Origin of the sequence: Winogradskyella sp. UBA3174 (genome assembly GCF_002364335.1) — a bacterium.
Classification (GTDB): domain Bacteria; phylum Bacteroidota; class Bacteroidia; order Flavobacteriales; family Flavobacteriaceae; genus Winogradskyella.
This window is the reverse complement of the sequence record NZ_DEXW01000047.1, coordinates 1-22,650: the sequence shown is the minus strand read 5'-3', so window position 1 is coordinate 22,650 and position 22,650 is coordinate 1. Positions and strand designations below refer to the sequence as shown.

The window sequence follows — 22,650 nt, the reverse complement described above, 5'->3', positions numbered from 1 at the left end:
AATGGTTTTAAATGGCCTACAACAAATATATATAGTTACTGGTAACTATATATCTATTATGTGAGCCCTAAGATAATAAATCTTTAATCTCTTTAAATGAATTTGTAGCAACATGTGTATATATTTCTGTAGTTTTAGTAGAGTTATGACCTAATAGCAACTGAATGTAACGTATATCTGTACCACTTTCAAGTAAATGAGTAGCAAAACTATGCCTTAACATGTGCGGTGTAACTCTTTCTTTAATTCCTGCATTTTCAGCAGATTTAACAACGATTTTTAATACACTAGAGCTACTATATTTATTATCAGAAATAGGGTTTTCGAACAAATATGTTTTAGGCTTATAAATTTTAAAATACTTCCGCAGATTATCTAGAACACTTTTATTAAGAACAGTATAGCGATCTTTATTTCCTTTTGATTGTTCTACCCTTATAACCATTCTTTTACTATCAATATCGATTAATTTTAATTGCAATAGCTCGTTTCTACGCAAACCAGAAGAATACAACAAACTAACTATGCATTTATGTTTTATATTATTGGTATGTTCAATTATTGATATAATTTCTTCCTTAGACAGAACTTTAGGTAATTTAGATTCTTTCCTCGGTCTCTCTACAGAATAGAAACGATTAGGCATGCCTAAAACTATTTCATAATAAAATTTAATGGCATTAATTGCCATATTAATATATGAATTTGATTTGCCTTCTTTAATTAGTTTTTGAAGATATAGCCTAATATCATTTTCATTGACACTAAATAATTCTTTGTCTTTATAATAATTAATAAAGTTTTCAAAACTATGGACATAGTTTTTTACAGTGCTATTTGAGTATTTTTTTAATTCTAACTTCTGTAGAAACTCTTCAGGGCATGTTCTGAAATCTTGTTTTTTAGATCTCTTTCTAAACCAGTCAAAATCTATAATGCCATTGTTGTTATTTAGTTTTCTATCTTGAAAAAAATAATTACAATTGACCCAAGCCACACCTTTAAACTTGTCAAAAATCAAATTAAGATTAGACTCGTTATTTGCAATATAAACCATATTAAAAGATTTACTCCATTTAGGATTTGGCAACTCTCTAATTAAAGCTTGAATAACTTTATCGGAATTGAACTGCATACCAATACATTGTTTTTCTTCAATAAAAAGATGTTTTAAAGTGATATGTTTATTTAACATTTTGGTGATTTTAACACAAGATATTTGTATTAAATTGAATAGCCGTACCTTAAACGAATAGAGTTCGTTTAATATGCGTTTAATACCGTTTATGAAAATAAAAACATGTTTGGCTTGTGAGAAACCATTATCAGGAAGATCAGATAAAAGGTTTTGTGATCTTCACTGCAAAAGTACTTATCACTATAAAAGAGGGTTAGAGAGAGCACCACGATTTTACAATCAGGTAGATAATCAACTTAAAACGAATAGGCGCTTACTAAAGCACTATAATAGAGCAGGCAAAGCAATTATAAGAGCTTCAGTGATTAAGGCAGAAGGATTTAATCCAAACTTTTTTACGCATTACTGGAAAAATAAAAAAGGTGACGTATATCTATTTGTTTATGAATATGGGTTTTTTAAGAAATCTGATAACGATATTGAGAAATATGTACTTATTCAATGGCAAGAATATATGAATTAATAGCCTTTATTTTGAGCCTAAAAGCTTCTCCAATAGTAATACTATTTGTTTGACTCTCGGTTTGTAATATTGGCTTAAGTATTTTTTTTACATCGTTAGCTGTGTAGATTTTACCTTTATTTTTTAAAATATCCCTATGCGTATAAGGTCTAAAAGTAGAGTCGAATTTGAAGTAATTTTTTCTAATTATTTACTACATATATATTTATCAATCATATAATCTGTAATAGGGTTTAGAGTTTTTCCGGTTTCTGGATGTAATCCCAAAGCTGTAAAGCAGTCTAGTTCTTTTTCTTTGTTTTTTCCATACCATATTCGTTCACTACCATCTTTATTAAAAAATAAAGTACTACATGTTGGTGTAATTTTTTTGAAAAACGTAATCTTCTCTTCTTTGTATATTTTAAGCTGGTTAAGTTTGTACTTTTCGATATCAAATTTTACTTCAATATAATGATTTTCTTCCCATATCATCCAGCGTTGTTTAGTAACAGAATTTATTATTAAAAAAATGAAAATGATAGTAGAAGAAGTAATGAGTGTAATCTTATTTTTTTTAATAAAATTAGAAATAATTCTCAACCCGCTATTATTAGTCTCTAAATTTAGACTTGTTACAAAAGCTTTGTAATCTTCAAATTCTAAATATTTACATAAACCATTAATTACTTTAAGTTGTTTTATACTTATATCAGAATCTAAGTTTATTATTTTTTTTGCTTCATTATGGTAGTCCCTGAAACTTCTCTCCCCTAATTTAAAATTTTCATTTTCATTTATATAGTTTGAAAGTTCATCTGCAATATCTGTTGAAGAAGGTTTTTTAATTCCTCTTTTTTGCAAATTAACTCTAGCTTTTTCAAAAGCTTTTATTATTAATTTTTTATTCATAGTGGCTGTTTAAGGCTTATTAAAGTTACTGATTCCTTCTGGAAATATTAAGGAATTTCTTTTCCAATTTCTTTCCATGTAGTTTCCATTGTTTCTAAGACAATCTTCCTTTATTTGCTTCAGAATTGATTACTGTCTTACTCGTAATAAGGCTTACGAAAATCAATTCAATATTGGAGTTGCAAAGTGAAATGGTATTGCCATTTGGGAAGTAATAATTCTGTTTTACTTCTGCTCTCCTCACTTCCCTAAGAAGAGACGTCTCTTCAAAATTTAGTACGTGTTGCAAGGCAACAAAGTCTCTGAGAATTTCTCGGACAGCAACACTATTGTTCAATTTTAAAAATCATATAAAATGAAGAAATTATCTATAATATTATTTACGGTTTTCCTCAATTTTGCATTTTTTTCTTGTAATCCTGAGAGTTTAACTGATGAAGTCGCACCTCAAGCGTGTTGTGGCGAGTCAGAAGAAATACCGCCACCACCTCCGCCACCACCGCCACCAACTGGAAATGGTGGATAAAAATTATCTAAGAATTTGTTAGTATTTTTGAGGAATGAAATCAATCAAAACTTCGTTCCTCTTTTTTTATTCTATGTCTTGTTGTTTTACTCTTCTAAATACCACAAGGCTTTATTCTCAAAGTGATACGGATAGTTTAACTTACTACAGAAATTTAGCATTACAACCTCAAAACCCTAATGATCTCTTTAATGCTTTTCGTTATTTTGATACTAATTATAGTAATGCAGTTGAACAAAATGACAGCGACGCTGTTATAAATTCGCTTTACTATAAAGCAAGTATAGAATATAAGCAAGGTATGTATGACGATAGTGAAGAAACAGCTGTCAAAGCCATAAGTGTTTTAGATAATATTGATTATTCACATCAAAGGATGGAGTTTAGAAAGAGTTTGTATAATCTTTTAGGTATGGTCTATTCAGAGAAGATGAATAAGAGTAAAGTTCTAGAATTGTATGGTAAATCTTTTGAAATTGCTGAAAACACAAATGACAGTATTATTATTCATAATAATATATCTCTTGTTTACAAGGATAATGGTGACTTTGAAAAAGCAAAGAATGAGTTATTAAAAGCTTATAAGAAAATCCCTAGAAATAAAGATCCTCTAATAACAGCACTTATTTGGGATAATTTGGGGTTTATCTATTCAGAGCTAAATGATAAAAGAAGCTTGCCATTAATGATGAAAGCTTTAGAGCTAAGAGAATCCGTAAATGCAACATTCAAAATTCATACTAGTTATAAGCATTTAGCAAAACATTTTAATAAGACAAATAATAGCACCAAAGCGAACCAATATGCAAATATGGCCTATACATTGGCTAATGAACTTAATTCTCCCTCATATAGATTAGATGCCTTAAGTCTTTTAGTAGATTTAAAAAATTATGAATTCGTAGATGAATTTAAGTCGTTAAGCGATAGCCTAGTTTTAACTAAAAAACAAAATCAAAACAAATTTATGTTGTTTAAATATGATGATTCTGTGTCTAAGAGAATTGCATTAGAGAGCCAACTAGATGAAGAAGAACAAAGAAACTTAAAACTAATATACTTATCTACTGCAATAATCATTTTACTGTTTGCTATATTGCTTTATTCAATTCAAAAATCTAAACATAAAAAAGAGAAACTGCAACAAGTATTTGATACCGAATCTCGTATCTCTAAACAAATACATGATGAAGTAGCAAACGATGTATTTCAGGTAATGATTAAGCTTGAAAATGAAAACCAGGAACATGAGGGACTCATAAATGAGCTACATAGTTTGTATCACAGAACACGCGATATTTCTCAAGAGCATAGTGCTATTAATACCGATTATCCTTTTGTAGATCATTTAAGCGAATTAATTGAAAGTTTTAATGATACCTATACAAGTGTCATTATTAAAGGTATTTCTGAGATTGCTTGGAACAATATTTCTGAATTAAACAGAATAACTATTTATAAGGTTGTGCAAGAATTACTAATAAATATGAAAAAGCATAGTCAAGCAACATTAGTAGTTATTCTTTTCAAAAAGGAAAATAAAAATATTCAAATTAATTACAGTGATAATGGTATCGGTAGTGAATTAAAAAAGCACACTGGACTTCAAAATACGGAAAACCGTATTCTATCAATAAATGGAACGATTACTTTTGAAACACATCCTAATAAAGGGTTTAAAGCAAAAATTAGAGTTTAGATATGTTTAAAAACGTTTTAATAAATGATGACCACGATGCTATACTTGGTAATATTACTGAGATATTGAAACAATTAAATGTGGCAGCAATAGTAAGATCACAGTATTGCGATGAAGCTTTCTTAAAAATGAAAAAAGCCGCTATAGATAATGCTCATTTTGATTTGCTTATAACCGATTTATCATTTAAAAGAGATCATAGAACTACTAATTTAGAATCAGGCGAGGACCTTATCGCAAAGCTGAGAACTGACTTTCCAGACACACCAATCATCGTGTATTCTATGAAAGATCAATTGCAAAAGGTACGACAACTTATAAAAAAATATAAAATTAACGGCTTCGTCTGTAAAGATCGAAAGGGCTCACTAGAGCTCTCTGAAGCCATACAAAAAGTTGCTAAAGGTGAAATTTATCTATCACCTCAAGTTAATAAGGCACTAAGCCCTAAAACGCAATTAGAAATTGACGATTTTGATGTTGAGCTACTTAATCTATTAGCCAAAGGCTTATCACAAGATGAAATAAGTTCAGACTTAAAAGCCAATGGTATTTCTCCAAGTAGTGTTAGTACCATAGAAAAACGACTCAATAAACTACGCGAACAATTTAAAGCCAATAATGCGATTCACTTAGTCGCAACTACAAAAGATTTGGGGATTATTTAACCAATTTATAACTCCTTACGCAAAACAGTAAAGTAACTATTTCTAAAGTAGATACATGCGAAAGATTTTTATGATTTAGATATATCTAAGGGGTTATTATAATATTTAAAAATTGAGTTATTCAAAAAGAGGCCATTATAAATAATAGTCTCTTTTTTTATTGTGATTACGGAATACCGTAACAAAACCCTTAGAAAATACTGTAATTTTCCTTATTTAAGACTAAGTGCTTTTTTAACTTGTATAGTGATGATATATGTCACAAAAAGCTTGAATGCAATAGTGTAATTTCAACATTTATGAAATGAAAAATACGCAGAACTACGTATAAGACAGCGTCTATATAATACTTAGTTTTATACCTTATGAAAAGCGATGGATGCTTAATTATCCCGATTATAAAAAGGGGTACTAATATTGATAGGTATTTAACACATTGTGGCACATTTAAAACACACAAAATATGAACGAAATTATTTGCCCAAATTGTAATAAAGCGTTTAAAGTTGATGAAGCTGGATTTGCTGATATTCTTAAGCAAGTTCGCGATCATCAGTTCGAAGAAGAATTGCAAACGCGATTAAACCTTGCTGAAACCGAAAAAGTAAATGCCATTAAACTAGCAGAAGCTAATCTTAAAAATGCATTTCAAGATGATCTTTCAAAAAAGAATCAAGAAATAAGTGCACTCAAAGCGCAGAACGAACTCGAACTAGTGAATCAGTTGGCGAAGAAAGAATCTGAAATCTCTGTAATGAAAGCAACAATTCAGAATGCAGATACAGTGAAACAACTAGAAGTATCACAGGCGGTTAAGGCCATCGAAAAAGAACGAGATCGTCTGGCTAATGATTTAAAAAGTAACGAAACCGAAACACAATTACTTGAAAAATCTTTAAATAAAAAATTTAATGACAAGCTCCATATAAAAGAGGAAGAAATCAAAATGAAAGATGATGAAATTGACCGTTTAAAAGACTTTAAGCAAAAGCTTTCAACAAAAATGATTGGAGAAACCTTAGAACAGCATTGTGAAACTGAATTCAATAAACTGCGGGCGACGGCTTTTCAAAATGCTTTTTTTGAAAAAGACAATGATTCAAGAGGAGGCACTAAAGGTGACTATATCTATCGAGAAACTGATGACGCTGGTAATGAAGTCATTTCAATAATGTTCGAAATGAAAAATGAGAATGATGAAACCGCTACAAAAAAGCGGAACGATGATTTTTTTGCCAAACTAGACAAAGACCGCACAGACAAAAAATGTGAATATGCAGTGCTTGTGTCGCTACTCGAGGCAGATAACGAACTGTATAACACAGGCATCGTCGATGTATCCTATAAATACAACAAAATGTATGTGGTGCGCCCTCAATTTTTTATTCCTATGATCACATTGCTTCGTAATGCCGCAATGAATTCCATGCAATACAAAGCAGAACTGAATTTGATGCGGAATCAAAACGTGGACATTACCAATTTTGAAGAAAAGATTGATGATTTCAGAAATGGGTTTGCTAGAAATTATAAAATTGCTAGTGACAGATTTCAGACAGCAATTAAAGAAATAGATAAGACTATAGGTCACTTAGAAAAAACAAAGGCGGCATTATTATCATCCGAAAACAACTTGCGATTGGCTAATAATAAAGCCGATGATTTAACAATAAAAAAATTAACCCACGGAAATCCCACAATGAAGGCGAAGTTTGATGGGCTTGTGGATTAGGCTATATAAATTAAAGATCATATACATGAAAAGTTGCATAAAATTGTGTGTTCGAGATAGTGGTGTAAGTGCTAAAACCAAACTATGAATTAAACTTTAATACTTAATAAAAAAGGTTAGTGATTACAAATCAACACTTTAAAAAAACACATCATTTTTTAATCAATAGAGTTTTACGGTTTTCCGCAACAAAAATTTCATTAAATATTGTAATTTTATTTTTGAAACATAAGCACTTTAATTACCTTTAGAATCACTTATAATTAATTTGATGTCGCCCTATAATGTTTTACTATAAACCTGAAATAAAACAATTATTGCCTATTTATGACAAAACATACATCGGAATCTAACACAAGATCAAACTTCGGTTTTCTAAGGGATAACTACATAGAGTTATTTCAATTAGCCATCTTAGCTGAGCGCAACGCTTACACAGACCCAGGTACAACATTATCTAAACTGAGAATATTAGCAGAAAAACTAACTAGTATTCTAATTGATTTTGAACAATTAGAAGAGCCCTTCGACAAAAAACAATTTAGCAGATTAGCAGTATTAGCAAATAATTCGGACACGCCTTCTGAAATCATTTCCATTTTCCATACGATTAGAAAATCAGGAAATAAGGCATCGCATTCTGGTGAGGGCACACAAGCAGAAGCACGTTACATGTTACGACAAGCTTTTTATCTAACCAAATGGTTTGTTGAGGTCTATGAAAATGAAGATGTCCTTGTGGATTATGAAACACCAAAGGAATCTTGGTTTGTTGTTGAAGATCATAAAACAGCAGAACTAGAGGAGGAGTTAGAACTACTAAAACAAGAAGTCGCTAACTACAAACTAAAAATAAAGGAGCATACGCAAATTTCTGAGGAAGCAAAACAACAACGTATAGAACGCGCTTTTTCTAAAGCTAGAAAAACAGAAGAAAGTGAAGCAGAAACCAGAGATCGAATAGATAAGCAATTACGAGATGCTGGTTGGGAATGTGATACAGAAACACTGAATTATAAATCAAAAAAGACGCTTCCTCAAAAAGGGAAGCAAATGGCTATTGCCGAATGGAAGTGCGGAACCAAGTGGGCTGATTACGCTTTGTTCAATGGTTTAGAGTTAATAGGTATTGTTGAAGCTAAAAAGCACATTAAAAATGTAATGAGCGATTTAGGGCAAGCTAAAACCTACAGTAAGCTTGTAACTAATGACCATAACATCACATTTCCTAAACACGCAAATAGTAACACGTATAATGTGCCATTTATGTTTTCTACCAACGGTAGACCCTATTTAGAGCAATTTAAAACAGCATCAGGAATTTGGTTTTGGGATGGTAGAGACCAGAAAAATATGGCAAGACCATTATCAAGCTGGTTTTCACCAAGAGATTTAGTTGAGAAGTTAAATTACGATGAAAATGAAGGAGTAGAAAAACTTCAAAAAACCGATTACGATTTATTATCAGACCCCAATGGTTTAAGCTTAAGAGAGTATCAAATTGAAGCGATTAAAGCTGTAGAACAGAAAATCTTAACCAATATAGAAGATAGACGTGCTTTATTAGCTATGGCTACAGGTACGGGTAAAACACGAACCATGATTGGTATGTGTTACCGTTTGGTTAAGTCCGGACGCTTTAGACGTATTTTATTTTTGGTAGACAGACGCATGTTAGGTAAACAAGCATCAGATTCATTTAAAGAAGTACATATAGAAGGCTTACAAACCTTTGCTCAAATTTACGATTTACAAGATTTAGAAGATAAAGCATCCGAATTAGACACAAAAATACATTTCGCAACAGTTCAAGGTATGGTGCAACGTATTGCTTATTCAGATGAATCGCCAAGTGTTGGAGATTATGATTGTATCGTCGTAGATGAGGCACATAGAGGTTATACTTTAGATAAGGAAATGGATGAAGAAGAGTTTATTCTTCGTGACCAAATTGATTTTCAAAGTAAATACAGAATGGTGTTAGATTATTTTGATGCTTATCGTATCGGTTTAACAGCAACACCAGCTTTACATACCAAAGATATTTTTGGTGATCCTGTTTTTATGTATTCGTATCGTCAAGCAGTCATAGAAGGTTACTTAATAGATTTTGAACCACCTTTTGTATTTCAAACCATATTATCTAAAGGTGGAATTGTTTGGGAAAAAGGGGATGAAGTAAAAGTATATGATCCTGAAGAAAACGAAATTAAAGATTTAGGAGTAACAGAAGACGAAATTAAAGTCGAAATCACAGGTTTTAATCGTAAAGTAATTACCGAAAACTTTAATCGTGTTATTCTAAACGAGCTTATATCTACCTATGGTATTCTTCCTGAAAATAAAGGTAAAACCTTAATTTTTGCAGCAACAAATGCACATGCAGACACCATTGTAAAACTGTTGTTTGAAGAGTACGCAGAATTAGGAGAAGATGCAGATGCAGATGCTATTGCTAAAATCACAGGTGAAGTTTATAATAGAGAAGACTTGTTGCGTAAGTTTAAAAACGATCAATACCCAAGTATAGTAGTAACTGTAGATTTATTAACCACAGGAATAGATGTACCTAGCATTTCTAATTTAGTATTCCTTAGACGAGTAAACTCTCGTATTTTATACGATCAAATGATTGGACGTGCTACAAGACGTTGTGACGAAATTGGTAAAGAAGTATTTAAAATTTATGACTGTGTTGGTGTTACCGAAATCATGGCCAAAGAACAGGTTATGAAACCTGTTGCACCTTTAGTAACTAAAACTTTTGCTAATTTAGCGGAAGAGCTAGCCATTATTGAAGACAACTACTCAAAAGAAGCAAAGTTAGACCGAATTATCGCAAAAATTCAACGTAAGATTTCTGGTTTTAATGAACAGCAAAAAGAGCAGTTTGAAATTTTATCTGGTGAACCTACGGCTAGAGATTTTGCTAAGAAACTGAAAGCGATTGATCTTGAAAATGTAAACCAGTCTATTGAAGATTATGGGCATCTATGGGAATTTTTAGATCGTGAAAAAGGTAAGGCATTAAATTACCAGACGCTTTACAGCGATCATGAAGATAAAGTAGAAGAGGTTTATCGTGCCTATGACAAAAATCTAAAACCTAAAGATTATTTAGAGTCGTTTACCGAGTTTATAAATAGCAATAGAAATGAAATTGCGGCTTTGAACATTGTGTGCACCAAACCAAGTACTTTAACACGTAGCGATCTTAAAGAATTACGCCTAATACTAGACACTCAAGGCTTTAATAAAAACAACTTAAATGCAGCTTATAAAGAAGTCACCAATACAGAGATCGTTGCAGATATTATTGCGCACATTCGTACGTCTGCTTTGGGTGAGAATTTAGTAAGCCATAAAGCGCGTATTTCTAATGCTGTAGCTAAACTTAAAACGTCTCATAATTGGAACCAAATTCAGTTAAAATGGTTAGACAAAATAGAAGCGCAACTTCAAAAAGAATCTATAATTACTTTGGAAGATTTAAACAAACCTCCGTTTAGTGTAGATGGGGGATTAAAACGCTTAGATAAAGTGTTTAAAAACGAAACAGAGCAAATTATTAAAGAGTTAAACGAATATTTGTACGCTTAAATATGACCAAAAATAAAGCTAAAATTATTTCTATTAATGAAATATTCCACGACAATAAGAATCTTAATATTCCAGATTATCAAAGACCTTATAAATGGAATGAGGTCAATGTGCAACAATTAATTGAAGATATTATTTTACATCAAAATATTGAGGAATACAGATTAGGCACGATAGTTCTTCATGAGTATAAAGACGCCAATAATAATGAGGTTTTAGATATTGTTGATGGACAACAAAGACTTATTACATTGAGTTTGATTAGCCTCGCGATAGAAATGCAATTCAAAACAGAAACTTTCTACGGTAGGTTTTTAAAGATTAAATCTTGTCTTTTACAACAGGAATTCCCTAATTTAATTTCACAATATAACCTTCAGAAAAACTTTAAATTAATACAAAGGCAAATACGAAATTTTAATGAAGAGGTTATTCAGTTTTTCTATGAAAATTGCAAGGTGGTTTGGGTTGAAATTGAAGATGTTTCAGAAGCCTTTCAGTTCTTCGATTCTCAAAATTCAAGAGGTAAAGATTTAGAGCCTCATGATTTATTAAAAGCTTTTCACTTAAGAGAAATGGAACACAATACAGAAAAAGAAGTATTAAGTTGTGTTTCGCACTGGGAACAAATGGATCAAGAGCAATTATCTGTTTTATTTAATGATTATTTGTTTAGGGTTAGAAATTGGAGTAAAGGTAGAAGTGCTAGGTTTTTTAATAAAAGTGATGTTCATATTTTTAAAGGAATTTCATTAGAAGATCCTGGGCATTATAATTTTATTAAACCATATAGAATTAATCATTTTTATACAGAAAAATATAATTCAGATTTAGATAGAAAAATAGATGGTCAAAGAGCAAGCTATCCTTTTCAAATAGATCAAATTATAATTAATGGTAAGCGTTTTTTTGAATTTGTAACATATTACTCTAAAATTGTAAATCAAATTAATGACACCCATTCAAATGATGATTCCTTGAATAAGCAGTCACCATTGCAAAAAATCAAGAATGGAAAGTCAAGAGCTTCTGATATTTTAGAAGTATTATCATCCTATTCTGGAAAAAATAGAACTGGTGATCGTTATGTGCGAAATCTTTTTGATTGCTGTCTGCTGTATTATTTAGATAAGTTTGGAAACTATAAACTAGATCAGGCCATAGAGAAATTTTTTATTTGGACCTATACTAAAAGATTAGATAAATACTCTGTACAGTTGGCTACTATAGACAATAGAGGGATGGAAAGTGATGGTTTTTTTAGAATTATTAGAGAAGCGATAGATTCTAAAGACATATTTCAAAAACCATTGGAAACCGTTATACCAGTACAAAAAAGCAAAACGGGTGAATTACTGCAATTGTTTAAGGACTTAAACTATTTAAACTAAAATGGATCAAAAATATATTTCAACATTAAACATTCAGCAATTATTTGATGGTTCAAATTATATAATTCCAATATATCAAAGGAATTTTGCATGGGAAGAGGCTCAAATTGTACAACTCATTCAAGATATTTATGATTCAGAAACCGAAAATTATTATTTAGGGAGTCTGGTAGTTTTTAAAAAAGAAATCAACTCAAAAAATTACTTTGAAACTATTGATGGACAGCAGCGACTTACAACGCTAAATATTTTGTTAAGTGTTTTGAAACACGAATATAAAGAGGAAAACAACATTAATTATAAAGGCTGTAATTTAAGTTTTTATAGTCGTGATATATCATCAAAAACACTCGCTGCTTTATATGACCACGGTAATATGGAAACGTCTCTCATTCAAGATACAGCAATGATAAATGCCTATAATATAATAGTTCGTAAACTTTTTGAATTATTTGGTAATGGAAAAAACAATGCTCTGCAAAAGTTTATATTCGATCTTTCTAGTAAAGTGAAAATAATGCGTGTTGAAGTGCCAGAAAACACAGATCTAAATCATTATTTTGAAGTAATGAATAATCGGGGAGAACAGCTTGAAAAACACGAAATACTTAAAGCTAAATGCTTAAATGTTTTATCAAAATCTGATGATGCAGAAAATGACCGAAAAACCTTCAGCGAAATTTGGGAGGCATGTTCGCAAATGGATCGATACGTGCAATATGCTTATCATATTGATTACAGGAAATCAATATTCGGTATAGACTGGGATAATTTGCCTCAAGATTTTGAGGAAATAAAAAAGAAAACCATTTCAGTAAATTTAAAAGATACTGAAGGAGAAAATGACGCTTTAATTAATATAATTAAAAAGCCAGAAGTTGATAGGCCAGAAAAGAAAGGGTTAGAAGATGATGGTCAAGCCCAATTCACTACTGTGGTTTCATTTTCAAATTTTTTATTACATGTATTAAGGGTATCGTATGGGCGGAATGTGCAGTTAGATGACAAAAAGCTAATACAAGAATTTGAGAAATATCTTTTTGAAGATAATAATTTAGAAGAGAAAATTGAAGCAGTACGCGAATTTGGATATGACTTATTAAAATGCAAGTTTCTATTTGATCAATATATTGTAAAACGAGCATTTAGAAACGGCTACGACAATTGGGCATTATTGAAACTTAAGAAACAAAAAAACGAAAATAGAGGTTACTACGTAGGAACTTTTGGTGAAGAAGACGGAAGTACTTTTGAAAACAAAAAGTTGGTCATGCTATTAAGTATGTTTCATGTGTCTTTTCCTCAAACAATGTATAAGCATTGGTTAACTGGCGCTTTGAATTATTTATATGATGCCGAAGAACAAATTCAAGCATCTAATTACATTCAGTATTTAGAAAAAATGTCTGACGCATTTTTCTTTGATCGTTTGAATAGTATAGAACTTGATTATTTTGATATAATATTCGAGAATAAATGTAATATTCAAAATAGAGAGCTTACAGATGAGGATATTGAAAACAATTTAAATAATGGGACCAATGTGCAAAACTTTATTTTTAATCGATTAGATTATTTGCTTTGGAAAAATTTCGAAGCTAATATTGAAAAAGTTTCAGATAGAGATTCAAAATATTGTAATTTAAATACCAATACCTTTGAATTTGCATTCCGCAGCTCTGTGGAGCATTATGCACCGCAGCACCCAAAAAATGGGTTGCCTGCATTTAGCAATGTTGATAATTTAGGAAATTTATGCTTAATAAGTAGGAGCAAAAACTCGGAATTAAGCAACTATGCACCATACTCAAAAAAAGAACACTATTATGAGCAAAAAACAATTGAAAGTTTAAAACAAAGATTAATGATGTGTTATCTAGAATGGAATGAAGATACAGTAAATGAGCATCAAGAAAATATGATAACAGTATTAAAAAGTATAACAAACTAAATGGCATTATCCACCCAAGAAATAGTAAACAAACTCTGGAATCTCTGTAATGTATTGCGCGACGATGGGATTACCTACCACCAATACCTAAACGAACTTACCTTTATTCTGTTTTTAAAAATGGCAGAAGAAACCGACTATAACGATAAGCTACCAGAAGGCTACCGTTGGTCAGATTTAAAACAAAAGGAAGGCATAGAGTTAGCCACGTTTTACCGTAAACTCTTACTGCATTTAGGCACAGAAAGCACAGGTAAAATCCAGAAAATATACAACAACGCACAAACCAGTATTCAAGAACCTGCAAACTTGCGTAAAATAATAAAACATATAGACGAGTTAGATTGGTTTGAAGCCAAAGATGAAGGCTTGGGAGAAATGTATGAAGGCCTGCTAGAAAAAAATGCAAGTGAGAAAAAATCTGGAGCAGGACAATACTTTACACCAAGACCTTTAATTAATGTAATGGTGCGTTTAATGGACCCTAAAGTAGGCGAAAGACTAGATGACCCTTCATGTGGCACCTATGGTTTTATGATTGCTGCACACCACCATATATTAAAACACAATGATATTTACTCGCTAACCGAAGCACAAAACAAACACTTACAAAACGAGCAGTATTCTGGTTGTGAGTTGGTAGGTGATACACACCGTTTGGCAATGATGAATGCCTTTTTACACGGTATGGGTGGCAATATTGCTCTAGGTGATTCTTTGAGTAGTTTAGGCGAAAGTTTTAAAAATAAAGATGTGGTATTGGCAAACCCACCTTTTGGAACAAAAAAAGGTGGAGAAAGGCCTACAAGAACAGATTTGGTCTACCCTACATCTAACAAGCAGTTAAATTTTTTACAAGGTATTTATAGAAGCTTGCATACCAAAGGTGGCGCAAGAGCCGCTGTAGTATTGCCAGATAATGTCTTGTTCGAAGACGGAGACGGACAAAACGTGCGTAAAGATTTGATGGAAAAATGTAATCTGCACACAATTTTACGTTTACCAACTGGTATTTTTTACGCAGCAGGAGTAAAAACCAATGTATTATTCTTCGAACGTGGTAAGAGTGATAAGCAAAACACACGAAGTGTGTGGTTTTACGATATGCGTACCAACATGCCAAAATTTGGGAAGCGCACACCATTTACTGAAAGCTATTTTGAAGACTTCGAGAAAGCTTATACAGCCAAAGACCGAAACAAAATTAAAGACGAACGTTTTAGCTGTATAGCCAGAGAAAACATTGCTAAAAAGAACGACTCGCTAGATTTAGGTTTAATTGCAGACGATAGCATTACCAAAGCCGAAGACATTGGCGAACCTATAGACATTGCCAAAGAAGCATTGACCGAATTAACTAGCATTACCAAAGAGTTGAATGCCATAATAAAAGCATTAAACTAGATGGAGAAGAATTTGCCAAAGAATTGGGTTGAAACTTATTTGTATGAAATAGTTCAGCCTGTGAAAACAGGAGTTACAGAGTTTGAAGATATAAAGGATTATTATTCTACAGGAAGTATTAAAGAAAGTGAATTTACTGTTGAGGGTAAGTTTAATTTTAAAGAGAGGCCTTCAAGAGCTAATAGAGAAGTTTATGAATTTGATATACTTCAGGCAAGAATGGAGAATACAGATAAAGCAGTTTTAATTGATAAAAAACTTAATAGAAGTTTATTTAGTACTGGTTTTATTCAGTTGAGGTCTTATGGAAGTACGATAATTCCAAAGTATACATATTACTTCGTTAAGTCGGAATATTTCAATAGACAAAAAAATGAATTAGCCTCTGGTACCACACAAGTAGCTATAAATGATGCTAATGCTAAAAAAATACTATTCCCACTTCCTCCATTAGCAGAGCAACAACGCATTGTTGCCAAACTAGGCGTATTATTTGACAATTTAGAGGTTTTAAAAACACGTTTAGACCACATACCACAACTGCTTAAAAACTTTAGACAAGCGGTTTTAACACAAGCTTTAAAAGGTGAGTTAACTAAGGACTTAAGACAGAATAAGAGTTTACGGAATTGGGAACAAACTTCATTAGGTTTAATTACAGAATTAATAACAAGTGGTTCTAGAGGATGGGCCAAATATTATTCAGGTGAAGGTGCAATTTTTGTTAGGGCACAAAATATTAATAAAGATTTTTTAGACCTCAGTGATGTTGCATTCGTAAAGCTTCCTAATAAATCAGAAGGTATTCGAAGTAGAATTTTTGAAGATGATTTGTTGATAACAATAACTGGTGCTAATGTTACTAAGACAGCTATAGTTGACTTTTATATTGAAGAAGCATATGTTAGTCAGCATGTAAGTTTGGTAAGACTCAATAATCCTGATTTTGCACCATTCATTTATATGTTTTTGATAAATGAATCTCATGGAAGAAAACAACTAATTGATTTTGCATACGGTCAAGGAAAACCACAATTAAATTTATCAAATATAAAAGATGTTAAGATTGATCTTCCTTCGAAGGAAGAACAAACCGAAATCGTAAAACGAGTAGAAGCTTTATTTACTAAAGCAGATAAAATAGAAACTCAATACCAAAGTTTAAAAATAAAAACAGACAGCTTACCACAAGCTATTTTAGCCAAAGCCTTTAAAGGTGAGTTGGTGGAGCAGTTGGATACAGATGGTAGTGCAACCGTTTTGTTGGAGGAGATAAAGAAACTTAAAGAGTTATTGAAACCTGTTAAGAAATCTGTTAAGAGGAAGAAGAAATAAATTCATGTATATGAAACAGTTTTTTAAAAATAATTTAGCCTTTATAATTACCTATATTATAACTGTTGGAATATCTCTAGTTTTCATTAAAACTATTACTAGTTCGATACTGAAAATTGGTAGTAACATAGATTATACTTCAAATACTTTTACAATTGGCTTTTTTGCATTATTAATATTATCTATTGTTTTGTATTCAGTATTAATTAGGAAGGCATTTATTCATAATAAAAGAATAACATTCTTAGTATTCTACATAGCTACTATATACTTTTTTTTACGATTTATCTTTACAAATTATATAGAGTTTTTAAGTTTAGATAATGGTTTTGTTTATGCTGACTGGATTTTAATTATAGCTATGTTACATGTTCTGAATTTGGTTAGAGTTTGGGCAAAGGATAATAGGCGAAAGGAAAAAGAAAGAGATAAGAAAAGTGAATATGAGCAAACAGGAATTTCTTCCGGTTTTTTTATTGAAGATAAAGTCTTTAATAATGGAGAAATCGATAACGAGGCTATTCTACAAAAATTGATAACAGTTGTAAGTGATTTTAAACCAGAAGAAGCTTTTAGTATTGGTATGAATGCTGTTTGGGGTTATGGTAAGAGTAGTTTTCTACATAGATTTAAAAACCAGTATGAAAAAGTGCAACCAAACGAAATTGTTTTTTGGTACAGAATATGGAAAAACAAAGGTTCTAATGCTATAATTGAGAATTTCTTTGATGAATTAAAGCATCAATTAAAACCTTATTCTGCCCAAATATCCAATGATATAAACAATTATGTAGATTCTATTTTAAGTTTATCCAATAGTGATTTAAATAAATTTATTTCTAATGGAAAAGAATTACTTTCTGAAAATGAAACACTCGAAAATTATTACATTAGTATTAATAATAATATTAAATCAATTGATAAGCAAATAATTATTCTGTTGGATGATTTAGATCGCTTAGAAAGTGTTGAGATTATTAATACATTAAAGTTAATAAGAACTTTATCCGATTTTTCAAATGTAATTTTTATAGCTGGTTATGATAGAAAGTATGTTGTAGACAGTATTAACAAGCCAAAAGATAATTATTTAGATAAGATTTTTAATGTAGAGATCAATCTTTTACCATTTGATTCCGATTTAATATTAGCTGAGCTTTTTAAACATGTTGATGATGTTTTTTTAAACAAAATTGAAGGAAAAGATGTTAAAGGATTTAATGAAGCATTCAAAAATCTTTTTAGAGATTTAGAATTGTCGAGAGATGACATTACAATAGATAATTTTATGGGTAATGATGACAGTTTATGTGTTACTGAACATAAGCTTAAGTATCAAGACTTTTTAAAGACTTACAGAGATGTAAAAAGGTTTGTTAATGAATTTAAATTTAATTATTCTTTTTTAGAGAGTGAAGATGATGTTGTACCTCACGAATATATTTTACTAAAATTATTAACTTATAAATATAGAGATTTAGAAAGATTATTATTCTCAGATATTAATTATTTTTTAAAAAGAGGTATTGTTGATGAAGTGAATAAGAACATTAAAGTATTTGGAGGAGATAGTTTAAGTAATGTTTTTATTTATGATAAAGAAAGTAAAGAAAATCTTTTAAAGATAATTTCAAATTACTCTAAAACGGATATAGATATAATTGATGGTGCACTCTGTAGACTATTTAGCAAAAAATCTATTAAGTTTTATCAAAAAAGCCAAAACTCTATTTCTAAAATTTATTATTCAGAAATTTATTTAAGAAATAATATTGTAAGTGGCAAATTATCAATAACAGAACTGCTAAAAGCTTATTCTGATAAGTTGATGTTTCCTCTTGCAAAAAGAGTTTCAGAGAATAGTAGTAAATCACATTTCCATATTGTTAATGAAATTAAACAATTCATTTTTAATAATCCTGCAAGTTCAAAAGAACAGTATTTAGACCTTTTAAGAACATTACATTTTATCTTACCCAATAGTAATACTTATGATGATCAAAATAGTATTAATATTTTAAGAGATGCATTTCATAAATTTTACAAAAAAAATAAAGAAGAATTTTTAGGAGATATATCAAAAATTATTAAACAAGATTCTTTAAGTTTTTTAGATTTTCTATTTAGAGATATTAATTTAGATCTAAAACGTTTAAAAAGTCAATTAAACTATGGTTCAGACTACAAAAGGTATAGTAATAATGAATTTTCTGAAGAGGACTTAAAAATGTTGCTATTAAGCAAGTTAAAATTCCTTATTAAAAATAAATCTAGTCCAGAAATTGTTAGATCTGTCTATTTCTTGCATGTTGAAGCCATCGTTTATGCTAAGAATATTTTAAATTCTCATGAATCCAATAGCCTATTAAAGAATGATATAAAAAAGAGATTTGCGGAATATTTTAATTCACCTTTATTTGAATCATTAAGAGAAATAGTAAGTGAAACGGATTTCGATTTAAGAAATTATTCACCAAACTTTTCTTTTGCTCAAATATTTTCTAATCGAGAAACCTTATTTGCTTTAATTGAAGATCCATCAAACGAAAGTTTATATAATAGATTTTATAAAGAAGGTTGGGATAATTTTAATAGTTATTTAATTTCATTAAAGTTGACTAAAGAAGATTTTAAAACTATTGATAAGGATAAGTTTGAAAACATGAAATTACTTGTACAAGCTTTTGTTGATAATGAATATAAACCATTAACAAAAGTAAAGTATGATGAAGTAATTGGAAGACTTCCTATTTAAATTTTACATAAAGAGTTGTTTTGGTAAAGTTAGGAGTTTAAGTGACACGTGAGTGCATGGTGCGAAGTAATCTATTAAAAGTAAAAAGAAGGAAGAATGAAATATTTAGAAAACTATATCTGCCAGTTAATCATAGAAACAAAAAACAAAAAAAGAGTTATAGTTAAGAAAGAACAAAATGGTGTAGTCTGTAATTTCAAAACACCAATAACGGATACAAATAGACCAAAAATATATGTATTAAAATCGGTTAATGATATACATTATGTTGGTTACACCAATCAATCGGTATCCACAAGATTAAGTGCTGGTTTGCGTGCGTCCGGCAAAAATGGGTATCATGGATACAAATGGAAGGATATTGATAATGTAGATTTATTAATTTTTGTGTTTGAAAAATTTTCAGATGATGAGAAAGTTAAAGAAGAACAAAAGTTATTCATAGAAGGAATCGAGGCAGAGCTTGTATTTAAAATCCGTACAGAAACTGGTAAATGGCCATTAAGCCAAAACGAGATTCATTTTAATAATTATAAATCAGAAGAAGTTAGATCAGTAACCAAAACACTTTATTCTGAAATCATAAAATAAAATGACAAATAGACCACAAACCATACAAATATTTTTACCAGATGGCTCACCAACTAGTATTCGTGAGGCAGAAATTACCAATAGATTGGTAAAAGCTATTTTGTTTCCAAGAAATAAAATGCAAGAAGTTGCTAAGCGAGAAATGGTTCATTTTACGGGTGTTTACTTTTTATTTGGTATTTCAGAAGATGGAGTAAAACCTACGGTATATATAGGTGAGGGGGAAGAGTGTTTTAAACGCATACAATCTCATAACCGTAATAAGGATTTTTGGACGCATTGTGTTATCATAACAACGAAAACAAATGAATATACAAAAACAGATGGTAAGTATTTGGAGCATTACTGTTTGGATAAAGCTTTAGAAACTGGCAGGTACACTTTAGATAATGATACAGGCTCTAAAAAACCATCATTATCTGAAAGTAGAGAATATGATTTGTTAGATAATTTTGAAACCGCTAAGATTCTCATTGCTACTTTAGGGTATCCAATTTTTCAAGAAAAGAGAAAGGCGAAAAGTGCTAAGGAACTGTTTTATTGCAAAGGTAAAGATGCTTCTGCTCAAGGTGAATTAACAGATGATGGGTTTTTAGTTTATAAAGGTGGAAAATGTACTTTGCGCGAAACACCTACGGCTGGTCCATGGGTTATAAATAGAAGAAAAGCTCTTGTTAATGATAAAGTTTTAATAGAGCAAAATGGAATATATATATTCGATTCAGATTATATTTTTGATTCTGTTAGTGCAGCAGCAGCAACTGTATTGGCCCGCAGAGCAAATGGCTGGTTAGAATGGAAAGATAAAAATGGTAAAACTTTGGATGAGTTAAAAAGAAAATAGTTGCCATGAAAGAACAAGAATTCAAATCCTGGCTGTTAATAAAATTTAAAAAAACAGTTGCGCAATCGAGATTTTCTAATTGTGTTAGAGTTGAAAATCATTTAGGTGATTTAGACCTTCATTTTGATAAAGATAAATGTCTTAGTCTTATGGAAAGTTTAGTTTACAGCACTATAGACCAAAGAAACAATACTCCTCCAAGTCATACTATTCCTATTAATGGTAATATACGCACTGGTTCAGCCACGCTTAAGCAAGCTGTTAGTTTATATTTAGATTATAGAAATGGTGTAGAACCTGCAACCATTTCAACTAATTATAATAAAGATGTAGTTATAAATAAGAGGGTAAAGAAACCAAAACAAGAATGGCCAGAGTGGGACAAACCAACTAATGACGATTTATACGAATTGATAAAATTAAATGCAAGATTTGCTAAGTTCTTACATCCAGATATTATCAAAGCACTTGTAGAGGATAATAATAAAAACTGGGCAGTTTGGAGAGCAAATTTAAAATTGCATAATATCAACCCTAATATTTATTTGTGGCATAAATCGCCATGTGCATTTCCTGGTGTGAGAAGGTATTCTGGGAGTAAGGAAATAGCCTATTTTAGAAAACATACAGCTTTAGAAGATAATAATATCCCAGATGCCTTGCAATTGGATGATAATGACTATCCAAAGCATCTTTGGTCTTTTGTGTTTAGAGGAAGGCCGTTTCCAAAACATGGTCCAAAAGGTTATGCATTGGCGCATTTAGCGGATCATAAGAATTATAGCAATCGCATGTATGATGAATTTGATGTTATTAATCCCGAGGATTCAACACCGCTTTATGGATTATATACCGCTCCGACAAACACGGTGTTTTTACCAACAAGTCTTATTCGGCCTTCAGATTTTTCACCTATCGTGCGTAAAATTCTCATTGAAAAAGCAAATGACCTCTATGGTTCATTCTGTAATGTTTTACCACCAAATATTCAGTTCAAAGAAGATAAAACTAGCAAATGGTATTTCTCAAATTTTGACTGGTCTGAGCCAGTTGGTGATCTTAAAAATATGGAACTATTCTTTGATTACAGAATAAAGAAAATGACGGGTTTTTTAAGAAATTGAGATTTAAGAAGTTAGCGGAAACAATAAGCAGATTATTTATTTTATTCTTATTATTTTGAAAAGGTATTCATGAATGTGTTGAATTTGCTTCGGTAAAAAACCTCGCAGTGCCATATTATGACACAAGACTACCTTTGCATGCTAACCAATAAAAACAACACCACAATTTACATTGGTATAACCCCATATTTATGACTATCAAAGAACTAACAGGACATTACAACATCACAGGCCGTAATCAAGAGGCAGAAGGCGCAGCCTACAAAGGCACACTAGAATTAACATTAGATGCGCAGCATAGGATTAATGCGAAATGGTTAATCCATACCGATCAAGTGCAATTAGGAACCGGTTTTTTTAAAGACAATATTTTGGTTATAAATTTTAACTACAAAGGAGATAATGACACACTTTACAAAGGTGTCGTCGTTTATAAGTGCCTCACAAAAGATCTTTTAGAGGGCTTTTGGTCAGAAAA

At 30.8% G+C, this 22,650-nt stretch carries 17 protein-coding genes; 15 read left to right on the top strand and 2 right to left on the bottom strand.

Annotated features, from left to right (window positions below; genetic code table 11):
• Nucleotides 1–67: 67 nt before the first annotated feature.
• The gene (gene xerA / locus B2U95_RS08920) at nucleotides 68–1,195 is read right to left on the bottom strand and encodes a site-specific tyrosine recombinase/integron integrase (protein WP_296315199.1); all 1,128 of its coding nucleotides are present in this window, start codon (nucleotides 1,193–1,195) and stop codon (nucleotides 68–70) included.
• Between the two features lie 91 nt (nucleotides 1,196–1,286).
• Between xerA and B2U95_RS08915 the strand changes: the two genes are divergently transcribed.
• Nucleotides 1,287–1,661 (top strand): hypothetical protein, encoded by a 375-nt coding sequence (locus B2U95_RS08915; RefSeq protein ID WP_296315197.1) that lies wholly within the window; start codon nucleotides 1,287–1,289, stop codon nucleotides 1,659–1,661.
• A gap of 186 nt (nucleotides 1,662–1,847) precedes the next feature.
• On the opposite strand, the gene B2U95_RS08910 is transcribed toward B2U95_RS08915, so the two are convergent.
• Nucleotides 1,848–2,552, bottom strand: a complete 705-nt coding sequence (locus B2U95_RS08910) for a hypothetical protein (protein ID WP_296315195.1) — start codon at nucleotides 2,550–2,552, stop codon at nucleotides 1,848–1,850.
• A 355-nt stretch (nucleotides 2,553–2,907) separates the two neighbouring features.
• Between B2U95_RS08910 and B2U95_RS08905 the strand changes: the two genes are divergently transcribed.
• The 14 genes from B2U95_RS08905 to B2U95_RS08840 all read left to right on the top strand — a co-directional run.
• Nucleotides 2,908–3,078: a hypothetical protein gene (locus tag B2U95_RS08905; RefSeq protein ID WP_296315194.1), complete on the top strand. Its 171-nt coding sequence runs from the start codon at nucleotides 2,908–2,910 to the stop codon at nucleotides 3,076–3,078.
• 34 nt (nucleotides 3,079–3,112) lie between these two features.
• Entirely contained in the window at nucleotides 3,113–4,777 is a 1,665-nt protein-coding gene (locus tag B2U95_RS08900) for a tetratricopeptide repeat-containing sensor histidine kinase (RefSeq protein ID WP_296315191.1), read from the top strand.
• 2 nt (nucleotides 4,778–4,779) lie between these two features.
• Entirely contained in the window at nucleotides 4,780–5,445 is a 666-nt protein-coding gene (locus tag B2U95_RS08895) for a DNA-binding response regulator (RefSeq protein ID WP_296315187.1), read from the top strand.
• 463 nt (nucleotides 5,446–5,908) lie between these two features.
• Nucleotides 5,909–7,177, top strand: a complete 1,269-nt coding sequence (locus B2U95_RS08890) for a DUF2130 domain-containing protein (RefSeq protein ID WP_296315184.1) — start codon at nucleotides 5,909–5,911, stop codon at nucleotides 7,175–7,177.
• 327 nt (nucleotides 7,178–7,504) lie between these two features.
• Nucleotides 7,505–10,777 (top strand): type I restriction-modification system endonuclease, encoded by a 3,273-nt coding sequence (gene hsdR / locus B2U95_RS08885; protein WP_296315180.1) that lies wholly within the window; start codon nucleotides 7,505–7,507, stop codon nucleotides 10,775–10,777.
• 2 nt (nucleotides 10,778–10,779) lie between these two features.
• Nucleotides 10,780–12,168: a DUF262 domain-containing protein gene (locus B2U95_RS08880; RefSeq protein WP_296315179.1), complete on the top strand. Its 1,389-nt coding sequence runs from the start codon at nucleotides 10,780–10,782 to the stop codon at nucleotides 12,166–12,168.
• Nucleotide 12,169: 1 nt separating this feature from the next.
• Nucleotides 12,170–14,119: a DUF262 domain-containing protein gene (locus B2U95_RS08875; RefSeq protein ID WP_296315176.1), complete on the top strand. Its 1,950-nt coding sequence runs from the start codon at nucleotides 12,170–12,172 to the stop codon at nucleotides 14,117–14,119.
• Nucleotides 14,120–15,523: an N-6 DNA methylase gene (locus B2U95_RS08870; RefSeq protein WP_296315174.1), complete on the top strand. Its 1,404-nt coding sequence runs from the start codon at nucleotides 14,120–14,122 to the stop codon at nucleotides 15,521–15,523.
• Nucleotides 15,524–16,858 carry a restriction endonuclease subunit S gene (locus tag B2U95_RS08865; RefSeq protein ID WP_296315172.1) on the top strand — a complete coding sequence of 445 codons (1,335 nt, stop codon included), beginning with the start codon at nucleotides 15,524–15,526 and terminating at the stop codon, nucleotides 16,856–16,858.
• A gap of 10 nt (nucleotides 16,859–16,868) precedes the next feature.
• The gene (locus B2U95_RS08860; protein WP_296315167.1) at nucleotides 16,869–19,613 is read left to right on the top strand and encodes a P-loop NTPase fold protein; all 2,745 of its coding nucleotides are present in this window, start codon (nucleotides 16,869–16,871) and stop codon (nucleotides 19,611–19,613) included.
• A gap of 96 nt (nucleotides 19,614–19,709) precedes the next feature.
• Nucleotides 19,710–20,204, top strand: coding sequence for a hypothetical protein (locus B2U95_RS08855; RefSeq protein ID WP_296315164.1), 495 nt, complete (start codon nucleotides 19,710–19,712; stop codon nucleotides 20,202–20,204).
• A 1-nt stretch (nucleotide 20,205) separates the two neighbouring features.
• The gene (locus B2U95_RS08850; protein ID WP_296315161.1) at nucleotides 20,206–21,048 is read left to right on the top strand and encodes a GIY-YIG nuclease family protein; all 843 of its coding nucleotides are present in this window, start codon (nucleotides 20,206–20,208) and stop codon (nucleotides 21,046–21,048) included.
• 5 nt (nucleotides 21,049–21,053) lie between these two features.
• Entirely contained in the window at nucleotides 21,054–22,172 is a 1,119-nt protein-coding gene (locus B2U95_RS08845) for a hypothetical protein (RefSeq protein ID WP_296315159.1), read from the top strand.
• A gap of 191 nt (nucleotides 22,173–22,363) precedes the next feature.
• The coding region (locus B2U95_RS08840) for a hypothetical protein (protein WP_296315157.1) at nucleotides 22,364–22,650 on the top strand (287 nt) is incomplete at its 3' end.